General features: G+C 72.5%; 14 protein-coding genes and 1 pseudogene. 6 read left to right on the forward strand and 9 right to left on the reverse strand.

What is annotated here, in order from left to right; all coding sequences use genetic code 11:
- Window positions 1–83: 83 nt before the first annotated feature.
- Window positions 84–1,070 (forward strand): hypothetical protein, encoded by a 987-nt coding sequence (locus ACFTXQ_RS09975; protein ID WP_382637850.1) that lies wholly within the window; start codon window positions 84–86, stop codon window positions 1,068–1,070.
- Between the two features lie 12 nt (window positions 1,071–1,082).
- On the opposite strand, the gene ACFTXQ_RS09980 is transcribed toward ACFTXQ_RS09975, so the two are convergent.
- The gene (locus ACFTXQ_RS09980; RefSeq protein ID WP_382637852.1) at window positions 1,083–1,706 is read right to left on the reverse strand and encodes a TetR/AcrR family transcriptional regulator; all 624 of its coding nucleotides are present in this window, start codon (window positions 1,704–1,706) and stop codon (window positions 1,083–1,085) included.
- 114 nt (window positions 1,707–1,820) lie between these two features.
- On the opposite strand from ACFTXQ_RS09980, the gene ACFTXQ_RS09985 reads away from it, so the two are divergent.
- Window positions 1,821–2,696: an NAD(P)-dependent oxidoreductase gene (locus ACFTXQ_RS09985; RefSeq protein WP_382637855.1), complete on the forward strand. Its 876-nt coding sequence runs from the start codon at window positions 1,821–1,823 to the stop codon at window positions 2,694–2,696.
- A 160-nt stretch (window positions 2,697–2,856) separates the two neighbouring features.
- Here the strand turns inward: ACFTXQ_RS09985 and ACFTXQ_RS09990 are convergent, their stop codons facing one another.
- The 4 genes from ACFTXQ_RS09990 to ACFTXQ_RS10005 form a co-directional block, all read right to left on the reverse strand.
- Complete coding sequence (locus ACFTXQ_RS09990; RefSeq protein WP_382637857.1) at window positions 2,857–3,354, reverse strand: DUF1877 family protein; 498 nt, start codon at window positions 3,352–3,354, stop codon at window positions 2,857–2,859.
- A 51-nt stretch (window positions 3,355–3,405) separates the two neighbouring features.
- Window positions 3,406–3,621 (reverse strand): hypothetical protein, encoded by a 216-nt coding sequence (locus tag ACFTXQ_RS09995; protein ID WP_382637860.1) that lies wholly within the window; start codon window positions 3,619–3,621, stop codon window positions 3,406–3,408.
- Window positions 3,622–3,683: 62 nt separating this feature from the next.
- Complete coding sequence (locus tag ACFTXQ_RS10000) at window positions 3,684–4,526, reverse strand: arylamine N-acetyltransferase (RefSeq protein WP_382637862.1); 843 nt, start codon at window positions 4,524–4,526, stop codon at window positions 3,684–3,686.
- A 57-nt stretch (window positions 4,527–4,583) separates the two neighbouring features.
- A complete protein-coding gene (locus ACFTXQ_RS10005; protein ID WP_382637865.1) occupies window positions 4,584–5,726 on the reverse strand; it encodes an NADH-quinone oxidoreductase subunit D in 1,143 nt (380 codons plus the stop codon).
- 31 nt (window positions 5,727–5,757) lie between these two features.
- Here ACFTXQ_RS10005 and ACFTXQ_RS10010 point away from each other — a divergent pair, with 31 nt between their 5' ends.
- The 3 genes from ACFTXQ_RS10010 (at window position 5,758) to ACFTXQ_RS10020 (ending at window position 8,507) form a co-directional block, all read left to right on the forward strand.
- Window positions 5,758–6,249: a PH domain-containing protein gene (locus ACFTXQ_RS10010; RefSeq protein ID WP_382637868.1), complete on the forward strand. Its 492-nt coding sequence runs from the start codon at window positions 5,758–5,760 to the stop codon at window positions 6,247–6,249.
- Window positions 6,246–7,745 (forward strand): PH domain-containing protein, encoded by a 1,500-nt coding sequence (locus ACFTXQ_RS10015; RefSeq protein ID WP_382637871.1) that lies wholly within the window; start codon window positions 6,246–6,248, stop codon window positions 7,743–7,745. The genes ACFTXQ_RS10010 and ACFTXQ_RS10015 overlap by 4 nt, the downstream gene beginning before the upstream one ends.
- A 147-nt stretch (window positions 7,746–7,892) precedes the next feature.
- Window positions 7,893–8,507: a hypothetical protein gene (locus ACFTXQ_RS10020; protein ID WP_382637873.1), complete on the forward strand. Its 615-nt coding sequence runs from the start codon at window positions 7,893–7,895 to the stop codon at window positions 8,505–8,507.
- 61 nt (window positions 8,508–8,568) lie between these two features.
- On the opposite strand, the gene ACFTXQ_RS10025 is transcribed toward ACFTXQ_RS10020, so the two are convergent.
- Both ACFTXQ_RS10025 and ACFTXQ_RS10030 read right to left on the reverse strand, forming a co-directional pair.
- Window positions 8,569–9,249 carry a response regulator gene (locus ACFTXQ_RS10025; protein ID WP_382637876.1) on the reverse strand — a complete coding sequence of 227 codons (681 nt, stop codon included), beginning with the start codon at window positions 9,247–9,249 and terminating at the stop codon, window positions 8,569–8,571.
- 38 nt (window positions 9,250–9,287) lie between these two features.
- Window positions 9,288–10,490 carry a sensor histidine kinase gene (locus ACFTXQ_RS10030; RefSeq protein ID WP_382637878.1) on the reverse strand — a complete coding sequence of 401 codons (1,203 nt, stop codon included), beginning with the start codon at window positions 10,488–10,490 and terminating at the stop codon, window positions 9,288–9,290.
- Window positions 10,491–10,596: 106 nt separating this feature from the next.
- Between ACFTXQ_RS10030 and ACFTXQ_RS10035 the strand changes: the two are divergent.
- A pseudogene (locus ACFTXQ_RS10035) lies at window positions 10,597–11,292 on the forward strand (SAM-dependent methyltransferase); the annotation flags it as partial.
- On the opposite strand, the gene ACFTXQ_RS10040 reads toward ACFTXQ_RS10035, so the two are convergent.
- Both ACFTXQ_RS10040 and ACFTXQ_RS10045 read right to left on the reverse strand, forming a co-directional pair.
- The gene (locus tag ACFTXQ_RS10040) at window positions 11,291–12,841 is read right to left on the reverse strand and encodes a M28 family metallopeptidase (RefSeq protein ID WP_382637881.1); all 1,551 of its coding nucleotides are present in this window, start codon (window positions 12,839–12,841) and stop codon (window positions 11,291–11,293) included. The pseudogene ACFTXQ_RS10035 and the gene ACFTXQ_RS10040 overlap by 2 nt on opposite strands.
- A gap of 139 nt (window positions 12,842–12,980) precedes the next feature.
- A complete protein-coding gene (locus ACFTXQ_RS10045) occupies window positions 12,981–14,105 on the reverse strand; it encodes a DUF5937 family protein (protein ID WP_382637884.1) in 1,125 nt (374 codons plus the stop codon).
- Between the last annotated feature and the right edge of the window lie 54 nt (window positions 14,106–14,159).

Here is a 14,159-nt window from a genome sequence, read left to right on the forward strand (position 1 = left end):
TGCGGAAATGTGGGGTAACTGCCCGGAAGAGATTTGCCGGGCGGGTACCCCACATGGCGTCCACGCCCTGTAAATTTCGGGCCATGCCCCGTGGACGCCACCGCAATCCCGAACCTCTGCACCGGCTGCTCACGCCGACGAGCGTGGCCGGTGTGTCCGTCGTCAGTGCCGGCGCGGCCTGGCTGCTCGCGGAACCGGTGGCGCTACGGCTGCTCGTGGCCCTCACGGCGGGCGCCGGGATCGCCGGCGCCGTCGTGATGCGCGCCTGGGACCGCTCGGCGGGGCGCCGCGTCGCGGAGCTCGCGCGCGAGCGGGTCAAGGACGAGTGGAGGACGGAAGAGCGGATAGCCGAGCTCGAATCCGACCTCGAAGAGGCGCGGCTGCTGCGCGCGAAGCTGGACACCAAGCTGCGCGCCAAGCGGGTCGAACTGGCCGGGCTGCGCGGCGAACACGCGGCGCTGCTGCGGCGGTACGCGACCGCCGAGACCGAGCGCGCCAGTGCGCTGGAGGGCCGGCGTCTGCTGGCGATCGAGGCCGCGGCGGCCCCGGCCGCGCCGAAGGAGCTGCCGCCGGTCACGGAGGAGCGCACCTCGGCGGGCGCGCCCACCGCGCTCGGCTATGCCCGGGCCCACGCGGCCTTGGAAGCGCTGGCGGCCCGCAGGGCCCGGACCGAGGCGCGGGCGCTGCCCGCCGCCCCCGCGGCGTCGGCCGCGCCCTCCGGGGGCGACGGCGGTCACGGGCGTCCGGCCGCCGCGGTGCCGGCCCGGCGTCCGGCGGCGGCCGTGGCCCCGTACGCGGCGCAGCGGCGCAGCGCGTCCCGTGTCGAGGGCGGCTTCGACTTCTTCGGCACCAAGAGCGCGGCGCAGGCCCGCGCGGTGATCGAGGCGGTCCAGAACGAGGACCTGGCCGACGTGGTCGGCGCCGAGGCCCTGGAAGTCCACAAGGCGGAGTCCGCGCGGACCAAGCCGGCCACCCCCGAGATGCGCGAAGTGGGCCAGGTCATCGACCTGACGGCCCACGACGAGACCGAGCCGATCGACGTGGCCCGGCTCCGCACCGCGATCTCGTAGCGGCATTCGCCCTCAGGTCGCGTACGAGCCCACGAGCCGGGCCAGGTGGCGGCCCGCCACCAGGAGCGGGGTGCGGCTCTGGGTGACCTGTGAGGTCATCTCGGCGCCTTCGAGGGTGGCGATGACCGTCACCGCCAGGTCGCGGGCTTCCGGTTCCGGGTAGCCCGAGGCGAGCAGTTTGGCGGCCACCAGCTCCTGCCAGTGGGCGAAGGCCTGGGCGCAGGCGGCCTGGAGTTCCGGGAGGCGGCCCACCGTTTCCAGGGCGGTCGCCGTGACCGGGCAGCCGTCCCGCCAGTCCGAGGCCGCGAGGTGGTCGGCGAGGAGGACGGTCACGGCCTCGACGGCACGTGCCGGGTCGGCGTGCGTGGCCAGGCCGGCGCGGAGGGCTTCGGCGAACTCCTCGTCGCCGAAGTGGATCGCGGCGACCGCGAGCTCCTGCTTGCCGCCCGGGAAGAAGTGGTACAGCGAGCCCAGGGTGGCTTCGGCCTCGCGGACGAGCTGCTTGACCGGGGTGTTCTCGTAGCCGCCGTGCTGCATGAGGCGGGAGGCGGTGCGGACCAGCCGCTCGCGCGTCCCCGGTGCGGTCTTCGCTGCCGAAGCGGCTGTCGCCGTCGTTGCCGCTGCTGCTGATGCCATGGCGCGATCCTACCCGCGATTCTGGATAGAGCGTTCGTTCTAGTCCGTGTTACGGTCGCCCGAGTGCTGGATAGAGCGTTCGTTCTAGACCTTTGTTGTGGGGAGAACTCCGTCATGAACCAGGTTTCGATCACCATCGTCGGCCTCGGACCCATGGGCCGGGCCATGGCCGCCGCCTACCTCGACGCAGGCCACCGCGTCACCGTCTGGAACCGCAGCGCGGGCAAGGACGCCGACCTCGTCGCCCGCGGGGCGCACCGCGCCGCCGACATCGCCGGGGCCGTCGCCGCGAGCGACCTGACCGTCCTCAGCCTCATCGACGTGGACGCCATGTACACAGCCCTCGGCGACACAGCCCTCGACGGCCGCGTCCTGGTCAACCTGTCCTCGGACGTCCCGGACAAGGCCCGCGGGGCCGCGAGGTGGGCCGAGTCGCGCGGGGCCGCCTACCTCACCGGTGGCGTCAACGTCCCGCCCACCGGCATCGGCCAGGAGGGCTCCTCGATCTTCATCAGCGGCCCGCAGGAGGTCTACGAGCGGTACCGCGCCACGCTCGACGTGCTCGCCGCCACCGACTACCGCGGCGCCGACCCCGGCTACGCCCAGCTCTACTACCAGCTCAACATGATCATGTTCTGGACCGCCTACACCGGCTGGTACCAGGCGCTCGCCGTCGCCCGCGCCAACGGCCTGACGGCCGCGGACGTCCTCCCGTACGCCGGCTACACGGCCGACACCATGCGCGGCTTCTACACCCACTCGGCGCCCGCGGTCGACGCGGGCGACCACGACGGAGCCGCCGCCCGCCTCGCCATGTGCGCCGCGAGCGTCGAGCACGTCCTGCACACGGCCGCCGACTCCGGCGTGGACACCGGGATCCTGGCCGCGCACGCCGAGCTCTACCGGCGCGGCGTCGAGGCCGGCTTCGGGGCGGACGGCACCACGCGCCTGATCGAACTGCTGGGCGGCAAGGCCCCCGTGACCGGCTAGGCCGTCTCTTTCGGATCTTGCCGGTTAAGCCCGCGTCGTCCGGTGCCGTGCATCGCAAGGCGGAGAGGCTCCCGATTACTGGACGTACTTGGGTGCCTCGACAACGCGGCGAGGTGCGGTGCCGGGCGGCGCGGGTCAGGCAAGATCCGAAAGAGACGGCCTAGGCCCACACGGCCTTGACCACGGCGTGGCCGGCTGCGGCCGCTCGCCCGTAGAACCCCCGCAGGTCCGTGTGATGGTGGAGGAACTCCTGCCTGACCTCCGCCTCATCCGGGCCGTAAACGCCGAGTTTGGCGCCGGCGATGCTCCACAGCTCGTCGAAGGGGACGCCGGCGAGGAAGCGCGCGGCCCGTGACACCCCGGTCGGCTCCAGAATCATCAGGGGCGGGTTGGAGGTGTCGGCATCGGCGCGGTGTGCGACGGGGCGTCCACCGTAGATCGGCAGCGTCCAGGGCTTGTCGGCATCCACAGCGAGGGCATCGGCAGCCGCATAGAGCCTGTCGACGGAGCTCCACACCTTGTCGATCGAGTCGGCGATGCCCGCCGCGTACTCGGCGGGGTGGTTCTCCCACGCCTCCCGCATGAACGCCGCCAGCCAGGTGTGGTCATCCCGGATCTCGGATTGCGCGATGGCGCGCAGGTGCATCTGGATGCTCACGGTGACGAGTTCTCCTGTCTACGGTCGGCCGGCCGGCCAAGAGGCCCGGCCTCAGAACAGCGGCAACTGCCCCGGATGCGGGCCAAGTACGAATCCGTCCAGCGTCGGCGCCGACGCGCCGAGGACCACCCGGGCCCGCGAACCGGGGCAGGACACCAGGTCACCGCGCCCCCGCCCCGCCGGGGGGTCGTGGCGGGCGATCCGGCCGGCGGTGACGGCGCAGTCGCGGCCGCAGGCGGGGCAGGCGCGGCGAGGGGAATGGGACATGCCCCAAGTCTGCCCTGCCGCACCGACATCAGGCCCGCGCCGACCTCAGCCCCGCACCGGCCTCACCCCTGCCGCGATGCCAGCCACGCCTCGTGGGCCCGCTCCACCCCGGCCCACAGGGCCGCCCGGTCCGCCGGGGTCAGATCGTCGAGCTCCCGCCCGAAGACCCCCTCCACGGCGTCGAAGAACTCCTCCGCACCGCCCAGTTCCCGCTCGACGGGCCCCTTGTCCGGATCGATGCGGCTCAGCACCCGCCCCCGCAGCAGGTCGATGCCCGTCGCGTCGCGGCGCAGCAGCGCCAGGGTCCGTATGAAGGGGGAGTCCTCGGCGGTCGACAGCCGCCGGTGCTCCTCGGCGAAGTCGGCCATCGTCACCGGGGCGGAGAGGAAGTTCATGACGGGGAACGGGCCGCCGACGTTGTGGAAGGTCCAGCCCGGCTCGGCGCCGTCGAGCCGCTCCAGGCGGTAGCCGAACCCGCCCTGCTCGTAGCTGCCTTCGCGCAGGGGCAGCGGTTCGTACGGCCCGTCGCCCAGTCCCGCGTCGACGAAGTAGGCCTCGCCGCCGACCCGCACGGTCAGCGCGAGGTGGTTGCCGTTCACCTCCCGCGCGTCGGCCTCCTCGTAGGCCCCGCCGAGATGGTGGGTGACGTCGTAGCCGAGCGAGGCGAGGAGCGCGGCGAAACCGCCGTTGAGGTGGAAGCAGTAGCCGCCCCGCCCGGCGCCGAAGCGCCGGGCCGACAGCTCGGGGTCGATACCGGGCGGCCGGCCCAGCTGGATGTCGATGTTCTCGTACGGGACGCGCTCGAGGTGGGCGCGCTGGAGGGCGAAGAGGCCCTCGACGGACGGGGTGTGGGGTCCGGTGACGCCGAGCCGCCGCAGATAATCGGCGAATATGCCAGTGGTCATCGGCCCACCCTACGAGCCGGATGCCCCTTCACATCCGTTTTTATGGCTGCTTGTCGGCTACTTGTCGATGTCGCCGACGACGAAGAACAGCGAGCCGAGGATCGACACCATGTCCGCGACCAGCTGCCCCGGCAGGAGCACCGCGAGGGCCTGGATGTTGTTGTACGAGGCGCTGCGCAGCTTCAGCCGGTACGGGGTCTTCTCGCCCTTGGAGACGAGGTAGTAGCCGTTGATGCCGAGGGGGTTCTCGGTCCACGCGTAGGTGTGGCCCTCGGGGGCCTTCAGGACCTTGGGCAGGCGCTGGTTGACGGGGCCCGGCGGGAGCTCGGCCAGGCGGTCCAGGCAGGCCACGGCGAGGTCGAGCGCGTTGTGGGTCTGCTCCAGCAGGACCTCGAAGCGGGCCAGGCAGTCGCCCTCGGTGCGGGTGACGACCTTGAGGACGTCCTGGAGCTCGCCGTAGGCCAGGTAGGGCTCGTCGCGGCGCAGGTCGAAGTCGACGCCGGAGGCGCGGGCGATGGGGCCGGAGACCCCGTACGCGTGCACCGCCTCCGGGGACAGGACGCCGACGCCGCGGGTACGGCCGCGGAAGATCTCGTTGCCGCGGACGAGGTTGTCGTAGACGTCCATGCGGGTGTTGACGTCGGCGATCGCGGCGCGGGCCCGGCCGAGCCAGCCGGCCGGGAGGTCCTCCTTGAGGCCGCCGACGCGGTTGAACATGTAGTGCATGCGGCCGCCGGAGATCTCCTCCATGACCGCCTGGAGCTCCTCGCGCTCGCGGAACGCGTGGAAGATCGGCGTGATCCCGCCCAGTTCGAGCGGGTACGAGCCGAGGAACATCAGGTGGTTCAGGACCCGGTTCAGCTCGGCCAGGAGCGTACGCATCCACACCGCGCGCTCGGGGACCTCCATGCCGAGCATCCGCTCGACGGCCATGACGACCCCGAGCTCGTTGGAGAACGCCGACAGCCAGTCGTGGCGGTTCGCGAGCATCACGATCTGGCGGTAGTCGCGGGCCTCGAAGAGCTTCTCGGCGCCGCGGTGCATATAGCCGACCACGGGCTCGGCGCTGGCGATCCGCTCGCCGTCGAGGACGAGGCGCAGGCGCAGCACGCCGTGCGTGGAAGGGTGCTGGGGGCCGATGTTGAGCACCATGTCGGTGCTCTCCGCCGCGCCGCCGATGCCGACCGTGGTCTCCGTCATGCGGGCATTGTCTCAGCCGTAGGGTGGGCGGATGGAAACGGGGACGACGGGTGAGACGGGCGGCCCCGAATGGGTGGGTCTGCCCGGTGGGCTGCTCACGCTGCGCAGGCTGCTGCTGGTGGGGTGGCTGGGGCTCCTCACGGTGGTGACCGGGGTCGTGCTGGGCGTGTTCGCGGGCCCGGTGTGGGCCGCGTTCGCGCTGCTCTGGCCGGTCGGCCTGGCCTGGGGGTGGGTGCTGCTCGGGCGGAACTGGCGGTCCTGGCGGTACGCGGAGCGCGCCGACGACCTGCTGATCAGCCGGGGGGTGCTGTGGCGGGAGGAGACGGTGGTCCCGTACGGGCGGATGCAGCTGGTCGAGGTGACCTCCGGCCCGCTGGAGCGGCGCTTCGGGCTGGCCTCCGTACAGCTGCACACGGCGGCCGCGGCGACGGACGCCAGGATCCCGGGGCTGGCCCCGGCCGAGGCGGAGCGCCTGCGCGACCGGCTCACCGCGCTGGGCGAGGCAAGGTCGGCGGGCCTGTGACCTCCGGTCCGGTCGGCGGGGACGCGGTGGCTCCCGACCCGGTGACCTCCGGTCCGGTGGGCGCCCTCGGGGCGGGCTCCGCCGGGCCCCCGTCCGCGGGTGGGGCCGTCGGGTCCGAGGCCGCGGCCAGCGGCCGCGTGCCCGCCGCAGGCGAGTCCGGAGCGGGGCCGGGCCCGGACTCCGCCGGGCCCGCCGCGGGCGGAGCCGCGGGCGAGCGGCGGCTGCATCCGTTCACGCCCCTGCGGCGGGCCTGGGTGCCGATCGCCGCGACCGTCGGCGTCGTCGCGCAGCAGGGGGAGCGGGCGGGGGAGTGGATCGCGGAGCTGTCCGCCCTGCTCCGGGTGTCCGCGATCGCCGGCCTGGTGCTGGTCTTCGGGCTGTACGGGTTCCTGAGCTGGTGGTTCACCCACTACGCCGTCACCGACACCGAGCTCCGCATCCGCAGCGGCCTCCTCTTCCGGCGCACCGCCCACATCCGCCTCGACCGGATCCAGGCGGTCGACGTCACCCGCCCGCTGCTGGCCCGGCTGACCGGGGTCGCCAGCCTGCGGCTCGACGTCATCGGCACGGAGGAGAAGGACCAGCTGGCCTTCCTCTCCGAGAAGGAGGCGGTGGCGCTGCGCGCCGAGCTCCTCGCCCGGGCCGCCGGGTTCGCCCCCGCGGAGGCCGTGCGCCTCGGCGAGGCCCCCGAACGCGGGCTGCTGCGCGTCCCCCCGCGCGACCTCGCCGTCTCCCTGCTGCTGAGCCTCGGCGTGATGGCGGCGCTGGCCGGCGGGATCACCGTGCCGGTGGTCGCCTGGTGGGTCAGCTCCAGCCCGTGGGCGGCCCTCGTCACCCTGCTCCCGATGCTGGGCGCGGTCTGGTCGGGGAGCGCCGGCCGTTTCCTCGCCGAGTACGACTGGACGGTTGCCGAGTCCCCCGACGGGCTGCGCCTGGACCACGGATTGCTGGACCGGGCCCACGAGACCGTGCCGCCGGGGCGCGTGCAGACCGTACGGATCGTGGAGCCGCTGCTGTGGCGGCGGCGCGGGTGGGTCCGCGTGGAGCTGGCGGTGGCGGGCTCGAAGAACGAGGTGCTGGTCCCCGTGGCCACGCGGGCCGCCGCGTACGCCGTGATCGCCCGGGTCCTGCCCGGCGTGGACCTGGCGGCGCTGTCCTTCTCCGGCTCCCCGGCGGGCGCCTCGCGCTGGGTGGTCCCGGTGTGGTGGAAGGGCTACGGCCTCGCCGTCTCCCCGGACGTGTTCGCCGCCCGGCACGGCCGCCTGTGCCGGCGTACGGAGATCGTCCCGCACGCCAAGGTGCAGAGCGTCCGGCTCTCCCAGGGCCCCTGGGAGCGCGCCCGCGGGGTGGCCGACGTGCACGTGGACACCGGCGCGAACGGCACGGTCACGGCCCGGCTCCGCCCGGCGGCCGAGGCCGCCGGGCTGCTGCACGCCCAGGCGGCCCGCTCCCGCACCTCGCGGGCTTCGGCCCGGCCGGACCGCTGGATGACGTAGCACGGCGCAGGGCCGGACGAGGGGTTGAGTACGGCACACGAGGTAACTGTGTGATCAACGGAAGGTCGTATCGATCACTCCGGGTAGCGAAGGGGGCGACGGATCCTCGACCCGATCCGCACTCGTCGACCGCAAGGAACAGCACCCATGAGCTCGACCTCTTCCCGCCTCCTCCGCACCGTCCGCGTCGCGGCCCCCGCCGCGGCCGCCCTGACCCTGACCCTGGCGTTCGCCGGCCCGGCGGCCGCCGACCCGGCCTTCGTGTCCCGCTCGGGCGGCACGGTCAGCTTCTCGGCGCTGCCCGGAGAAACGAACACCGTCACGTTCGAAATCGTCGGCACGAGCTTCCAGGTCTCCGACGCGACGGCCAACCTGACCCCTGGTCCCGGCTGCATTCGGGTCGATGCCCACACCGCCACGTGTGGTGGGGCCAACGTGACCCGCATCCAGGCGAGCCTGGGTGACCGGAACGACATCGCCACCAACAAGACAAGCGCTCCGTCCGACATGGACGGCGGAGCGGGCTGGGACCAGCTCTTCGGCGGCTCGCGCAACGACCGGCTCTCCGACCCCGATGGCTGGGGCGGCGGCCCGGTCGACCGCACCACCTTCGACGGCCAGGGGGGCGACGACACCATCGTCAGCAGGAACGGCGGCTTCGACCGGATCCTGTGCGGTGACGGCTTCGACATCGTCGTGGCCGACAACGCCGTCCTCGACAACGTTCCCTCCGGCGCGGCCTGCGAGTTCGTCATCCGCTGAAGCCCCGTATGACGTTCCCCCTCGGGTCCGGGCGGCCCGAGGGGCAACGTCCGTGCAGCTGCTATCCGGCGGCTCCGCCGCCCCCGGCCCGGACCAGCCCCGTCTCGTACGCCAGGACCACCACCTGCACCCGGTCGCGCAGCCCCAGCTTCGTCAGGATGCGGCCCACGTGGGTCTTCACCGTCGCCTCCGACAGCACCAGCCGGCCCGCGATCTCCCCGTTCGACAGGCCCTGGGCGACCAGCAGCATGACCTCGCGCTCGCGGTCCGTGAGCCGCTCGATCTCCTTGTTCTCCGGCTCCTGCGTGGTCGTCGGCAGCATCGGCGCGAACCGGTCCAGCAGCCGCCGCGTCGTGGACGGGGCCACCACCGCGTCGCCGCTGTGCACCGAGCGGATCGCCGCGAGCAGTTCGGCCGGCGGAACGTCCTTCAGCATGAAGCCGCTCGCGCCCGCCTTCAGCCCCGAGAAGGCGTACTCGTCCAGGTCGAAGGTGGTCAGGATGATGACCTTCGGGTGCTCCTCCGGCTCACAGATCCGCCGCGTCGCCTCGACCCCGTCCAGCTTCGGCATGCGCACGTCCATCAGCACCACGTCCACCTTGGTGGCCCGCAGCACCTCCAGCGCCTCCAGGCCGTCGCCGGCCTCGGCGACGACCTCCATGTCCGGCTGGGCGGCGAGCACCATCCGGAAGCCGGTGCGCAGCAGCACCTGATCGTCGACCAGCATGACTCTGATGGACATCCGTTACCTCGACCTCGTGTTCGTACTCGTCGTACCCGTCAGCTCTTCTTCAACGGGAGCAGCGCGCTGATCCGGAAGCCGCCGCCCGGCCGCGGCCCGGTGTCCAGGGTTCCGCCGACCATGCCGATCCGCTCGCGCATGCCGATCAGCCCGTGCCCGGCGCCGTCGGCGCCGCCGTCCTCGTACAGTTCGTGCGCCGCGCCCCGCCCGTCGTCCTCGACCAGCAGGCCGAGCCCGTCGTCGAAGTAGACCAGCCGCACGCTCGCCTTCGCATCGGGGCCGCCGTGCTTGCGCGTGTTCGTCAGCGCCTCCTGCACGATCCGGTACGCCGTCAGCTCAACGCCGCTGGGCAGCCGCCGCGGCGCGCCCTCGACCTCGAAGTCCACCGAGAGGCCTGCCGCCCGTACCTGCTCGACCAGGACCTCGATCTGCTCGACGTCCGGCTGCGGTACGTAGTCCTCGGACTCCTGGGGCTCGCCCGTGCGCAGCACGCCCAGCAGCCGGCGCATCTCGGCGAGGGCCTGGCGGCCGGTGCCGGAGATGGTCTGGAGGGCCTCCTTGGCCTGCTCGGGGGCCGCGTCCATGACGTACGCCGCCCCGTCCGCCTGGACCACCATCACCGAGACGTTGTGCGCGACGACGTCGTGCAGCTCGCGGGCGATCCGGGCGCGCTCGGCGGCCACCGCCACCTTCGCCTGGGCCTCGCGCTCCTTCTCCAGACGCTGGTTCCGCTCGATGAGCTGGGCGTAGTAGGCGCGGCGGGTGCGCAGGGAGTCGCCCATCACCCAGGCGAGGACGAAGGGGATGATCATGAAGAGGGTGAAGAGGATCTCGTCGACGGTGCTGCCCCCCTTGTCCACTCCGAAGCGCAGGAAGTAGAGCGGTGCGGCGGCCACGCCCCAGCCGAGCGCGGTGCGCGAGACCCAGCGGGGGACGTCGCTCGCGGCGACCGTGAAGAGGATCACGAACATGGCGACGTCCCAGACGCCCGCGGTGATCCCCGTGCCCAGCTGGAACACGCCCGCGCCGAGGGTGAGCCAGAACATCGCCTGCGTCCACTTGCGGCGCAGGGCCACGGCCGTGCTCAGCGCGAGCACCACCGGAACGGCGGCGATCTTGAGGCGGGTGCCGAGGTCGGGCTCGCCGGCGACGTTCAGCATCGAGACCCCGAAGAGGAGGACAGCCCAGAAGCTGTCGACGCCCGTCGGGTGTCTGCGGAGGAAGTCGTAGAGGCGCTGCACGTAACCCAGAGTAGGGAAGGGAGATAGGTGCTGGAGTCAACCACAGGTGCCAACCTCGCACCGGGGGTGTACTCCCCAAGGTGGAGCCGAGCATAGCCTTGGGGTGATGAGTACTCAGGGTGAATGCGTGACTCCGGCTCGGTGGAGCGGGGCGATGGAGGCCGCGCTGTACGGGCCGGGCGGCTTCTACGTGCGGCCGGACGGGCCGGGGCCGGCCGGGCACTTCCGCACGTCGGTACACGCGTCCGGGCTGTACGCGCAGGCCGTGGCACGGCTCCTGCTGTGGGTGGACGCGGAGCTGGCGCACCCGGAGGGGCTGGACCTGGTCGACGTCGGGGCCGGGCGCGGGGAACTGCTGGCCGGGGTGCTCGGGGCGCTGCCGGCGGAGGTGGCGGCGCGGGTGCGGCCGTACGCGGTGGAGCGGGCGGCGCGGCCGGAGGGGATCGATCCGCGGATCCGCTGGGTCGCGGCACCGCCCGAACGGACGACGGGGCTCCTTTTCGCCAACGAATGGCTGGACAACGTGCCGCTGGACGTCGCGGAGGACGGGCGGTACGTGCTGGTTTCGCCGGACGGTACGGAGAGCGCCGGCGGGCCCGTGGACGGGCCGGACCGGGCGTGGCTGGAGCGGTGGTGGCCGGGCGGCGGCCGGGCGGAGATCGGCCGGGCGCGGGACGAGGCCTGGGCGGCGGCCGTGGCGAGCGTGGAGCGGGGGCTGGCGGTGGCGGTGGACTACGCCCACACGCGGGAGGCGCGGCCGCCGTACGGCACGCTGACCGGGTTCCGCGGGGGTCGGGAGGTTACTGCGTGACCTCGTCGTGGCCCTCGTGGAGGCCGCCGCCGGTGCCGCCGCCGGGGGTCGGCTGCGAGGTGACCGGCTTCGACAGCGGCGCCAGGTCGTACGCGTAGTGGCCGACCGCGTCCGCGATGACGTCGACGTTGATGTCGAGCGCCTTCTGGTCGATGTTCGTGATGTCGTCACCCTTGGCGTGGTAGTTCACGTCGTAGGCGACCCCCGCCTGCCCGCCGAACTTCGCGGCCTCCTCCGGCGTCTTGATGCCCTCGGCGCCCGTGAACGTACCGCCGGAGGGGATGCCGACCTCGATGAACGGGCCGTAGTCCGAGCGGCCGGAGAAGTCCGTGCCCGCGTGCGGGATCTTCTTGGAGTCGAGGAAGTCGGTGATCCCCTTCTCCAGCTGGGCGGAGCCCTCCGGGCCCGGGCCCGCGCCGACGCCGTCCGAGTCGTCGCCGTCGTAGACGAAGTACGCGGAGTTCGGCGAGGCGATCATGTCGAAGTTCAGGTAGAGCTTGATCTGCTTCTTCTGCGCGTCGCTCAGACCGGCCACGTACGCCTCGGAGCCCAGCAGCCCGTACTCCTCCGCCGACCACCAGGCGAACTTGACCTTGTTCTTGATCTTCGTCTGGCTGCTCGCGAGCCGCTGCGCGACCTGGAGGATGCCCGCCGAGCCGGAGCCGTTGTCGTTGATGCCCGGGCCCGCCGCCACCGAGTCGAGGTGCGCGCCGAGGAAGACGGTGTTGTTCTCGTCGCCGCCGCGGGTCTCCGCGACCACGTTGTAGGTCTTCCGGTTCTCGCGGAACTGCCGGATGTCGAGGGTCACCTCGACCGGACCGGCCGCGGCCTCGGCGGCGAGTTTCTCGCCGTCCGCCTGGGTGATGCCGCCGGTCGGGACCTTGCCCGCGTTGGCGTCGCCCAGGGTGCCGTTGAGGGCGCCCGCGGTGTTGTTGTAGATGATCGCGCCGACCGCACCGGCGGCAGCCGCGTTGGCCTGCTTGGCGGCGAAGGTGCAGCCGCCGCGCTTGATCAGGGCGATCTTGCCGGTGAAGGCTCCGGCGGCGAAGTCGCCGGGCTCGCAGCCGTTCGTCCCGTCCGCGTCGACCGGGGCGACGGCGACGCCCGCCGTCACGCCCGTGTCCGGGGTGCTGGCGGTGTACGTCATCAGGTGGATCGGGACGTCGCGCCCCGCCGAGCCGTTCACCGTGAGCTTCTCGGCGATCGTCTCGACGTACACGAAGTCGAACTCGTTCTTCGTCACCTTGTAGCCGGCGGCCTTCATCACGGCCTCGACGTACTGCGCGGACTGCACGTGGCCCTTCGAACCGGCCACGCGCGTGCCCTTGTTGTAGTCCGCGATGGACTGAAGGACCTTCAGATGGTTGTACGCACCCTTGCCGGTCGCGTCCTTGACCAGCTTCCTGGCCAGCGCGTCACCTCGGGCGGCATCGCTCTGCGGGCTCCCGGTGGCACCGGCCGGCCCGGCGATCAGCAGCGGGGAGACGAGGGCCGCGGCCGCCAGGGCGGCGGTTGCAGCGGCTATACGGCGTGAGGGCATGCAGGGTCCTTCCACGGCAATGTGAGCAGGGAGGAGCGGTGGACGCACGTTAAGCAGCAAGGAGCCACTCTGACCAGAGTTTTAACTGATTCCGGTTTGTGAATTCCGCATATCGGCGAGTTCGGGGCTCCGGTACCGCCTAGCGGAGGACGCCCTCGATGAAGTCCGAGCCGATGCGGGCGACCGCTGTCAGGTCCAACTGGTGCTGAACATAACGCCCTTCACGCCGTGTATGGGTCAGACCGGCCTTTTTCAGTACGGCCAGATGGCGTGACACCTCCGGCGCGCTGATCCCGTACACGGTGGCCAGCTCGCTCGTCGTGTACGGGGCGCGGGCCAGGCTCCGGCACAGCCTCATCCGCATGGGGTGCGCCAGTGCCTCCATCCGCCGCTGGAGCAGCTCCACCGAGCCGGGCGCGAGGGCCGGTTCGGGCGTGCCGAGCGGATAGTGGACCACCGGCCGCCAGCCGGGGGCGTGCAGCACGAGGAGGTGGGGCCAGCCGAAGTTGGTCGGTACGAACACCAGGCCGCTGCCCGTACGGGGGTCGGTGGCGGTCGTGGAACCGTTGACCATCTTGTCGGCGGTGATCGTGGTGAGGCCCTCGTCGACGCTGAGCGCGGACGAGACCTCCTTCAGCGCGGCCGGCAGCCCCTTGCGGCGGAGCACCTCGGTCTTGTGGCGGGCGTCGGCGCTCTGCCCGGGCTCGACGCGCTTCCAGGTCTCGGCGAAGAAGGCCTCGTCGCAGTCCTCCAGGAGCCGGCGCATCCACACCCGGACGGCGGCGGGGTCGTCCAGCAGCCGGACGGAGAAGTCCAGCTGGCGGGGGCCGCGGGCGGCGGCCGTCTCCAGGGCCCTGGTCCGGGCCGCGGGGTCGGTGAGGGGGGAGGGCCAGCCGCCCTCGTTGTACAGCGCCAGCCAGCAGTGCTCCAGGGCGGCCAGCACGAACTGCTCGTCGTCCAGCCGGTCGAGCACGTCGAGCTCCTCGGCCAGGGTCCCGGCGGGGCGGCCGGTGCCGGCGGGGGAGGCGGCGAAGGCCATGAAGATGTCGGAGAAGGAGCTCCGCCACATGAAGTCGGCCTCCAGCAGCCGGTCCGCGAGGCACGGGTCGAGGGCGGCGGCGGTGGCGGAGGTCCAGGAGGCGAGGCGGGGGTGGTGGGCGGGCTGGGAGAGCGCGTGCAGCGCCATGCAGAGCTCTGCGAGGGGGGAGGGCGCGAAGGTGATCTGCTCCGCGGGGAGCCCGGCGATGTCGATGGTGACGCTCATCGGCCCATTCTGCCGCGCCGGGCGCCTCGGACGGCAGGTGCGGCGCCGTTGCCG

Origin of the sequence: Streptomyces sp. NPDC057010 (assembly GCF_042673805.1) — a bacterium.
Taxonomy (GTDB): Bacteria; Actinomycetota; Actinomycetes; order Streptomycetales; family Streptomycetaceae; genus Streptomyces.

Excerpts from the sequence above, each read along its gene's own strand:
- ACFTXQ_RS09975 (WP_382637850.1), top strand. The coding sequence starts at position 84 with ATGCCCCGTGGACGCCACCGCAATCCCGAACCTCTGCACCGGCTGCTC.
- ACFTXQ_RS09980 (WP_382637852.1), bottom strand. The coding sequence starts at position 1,706 with ATGGCATCAGCAGCAGCGGCAACGACGGCGACAGCCGCTTCGGCAGCG.
- ACFTXQ_RS09985 (WP_382637855.1), top strand. The coding sequence starts at position 1,821 with ATGAACCAGGTTTCGATCACCATCGTCGGCCTCGGACCCATGGGCCGG.
- ACFTXQ_RS09995 (WP_382637860.1), bottom strand. The coding sequence starts at position 3,621 with ATGTCCCATTCCCCTCGCCGCGCCTGCCCCGCCTGCGGCCGCGACTGC.
- ACFTXQ_RS10000 (WP_382637862.1), bottom strand. The coding sequence starts at position 4,526 with ATGACCACTGGCATATTCGCCGATTATCTGCGGCGGCTCGGCGTCACC.
- ACFTXQ_RS10005 (WP_382637865.1), bottom strand. The coding sequence starts at position 5,726 with ATGACGGAGACCACGGTCGGCATCGGCGGCGCGGCGGAGAGCACCGAC.
- ACFTXQ_RS10010 (WP_382637868.1), top strand. The coding sequence starts at position 5,758 with ATGGAAACGGGGACGACGGGTGAGACGGGCGGCCCCGAATGGGTGGGT.
- ACFTXQ_RS10020 (WP_382637873.1), top strand. The coding sequence starts at position 7,893 with ATGAGCTCGACCTCTTCCCGCCTCCTCCGCACCGTCCGCGTCGCGGCC.
- ACFTXQ_RS10025 (WP_382637876.1), bottom strand. The coding sequence starts at position 9,249 with ATGTCCATCAGAGTCATGCTGGTCGACGATCAGGTGCTGCTGCGCACC.
- ACFTXQ_RS10040 (WP_382637881.1), bottom strand. The coding sequence starts at position 12,841 with ATGCCCTCACGCCGTATAGCCGCTGCAACCGCCGCCCTGGCGGCCGCG.
- ACFTXQ_RS10045 (WP_382637884.1), bottom strand. The coding sequence starts at position 14,105 with ATGAGCGTCACCATCGACATCGCCGGGCTCCCCGCGGAGCAGATCACC.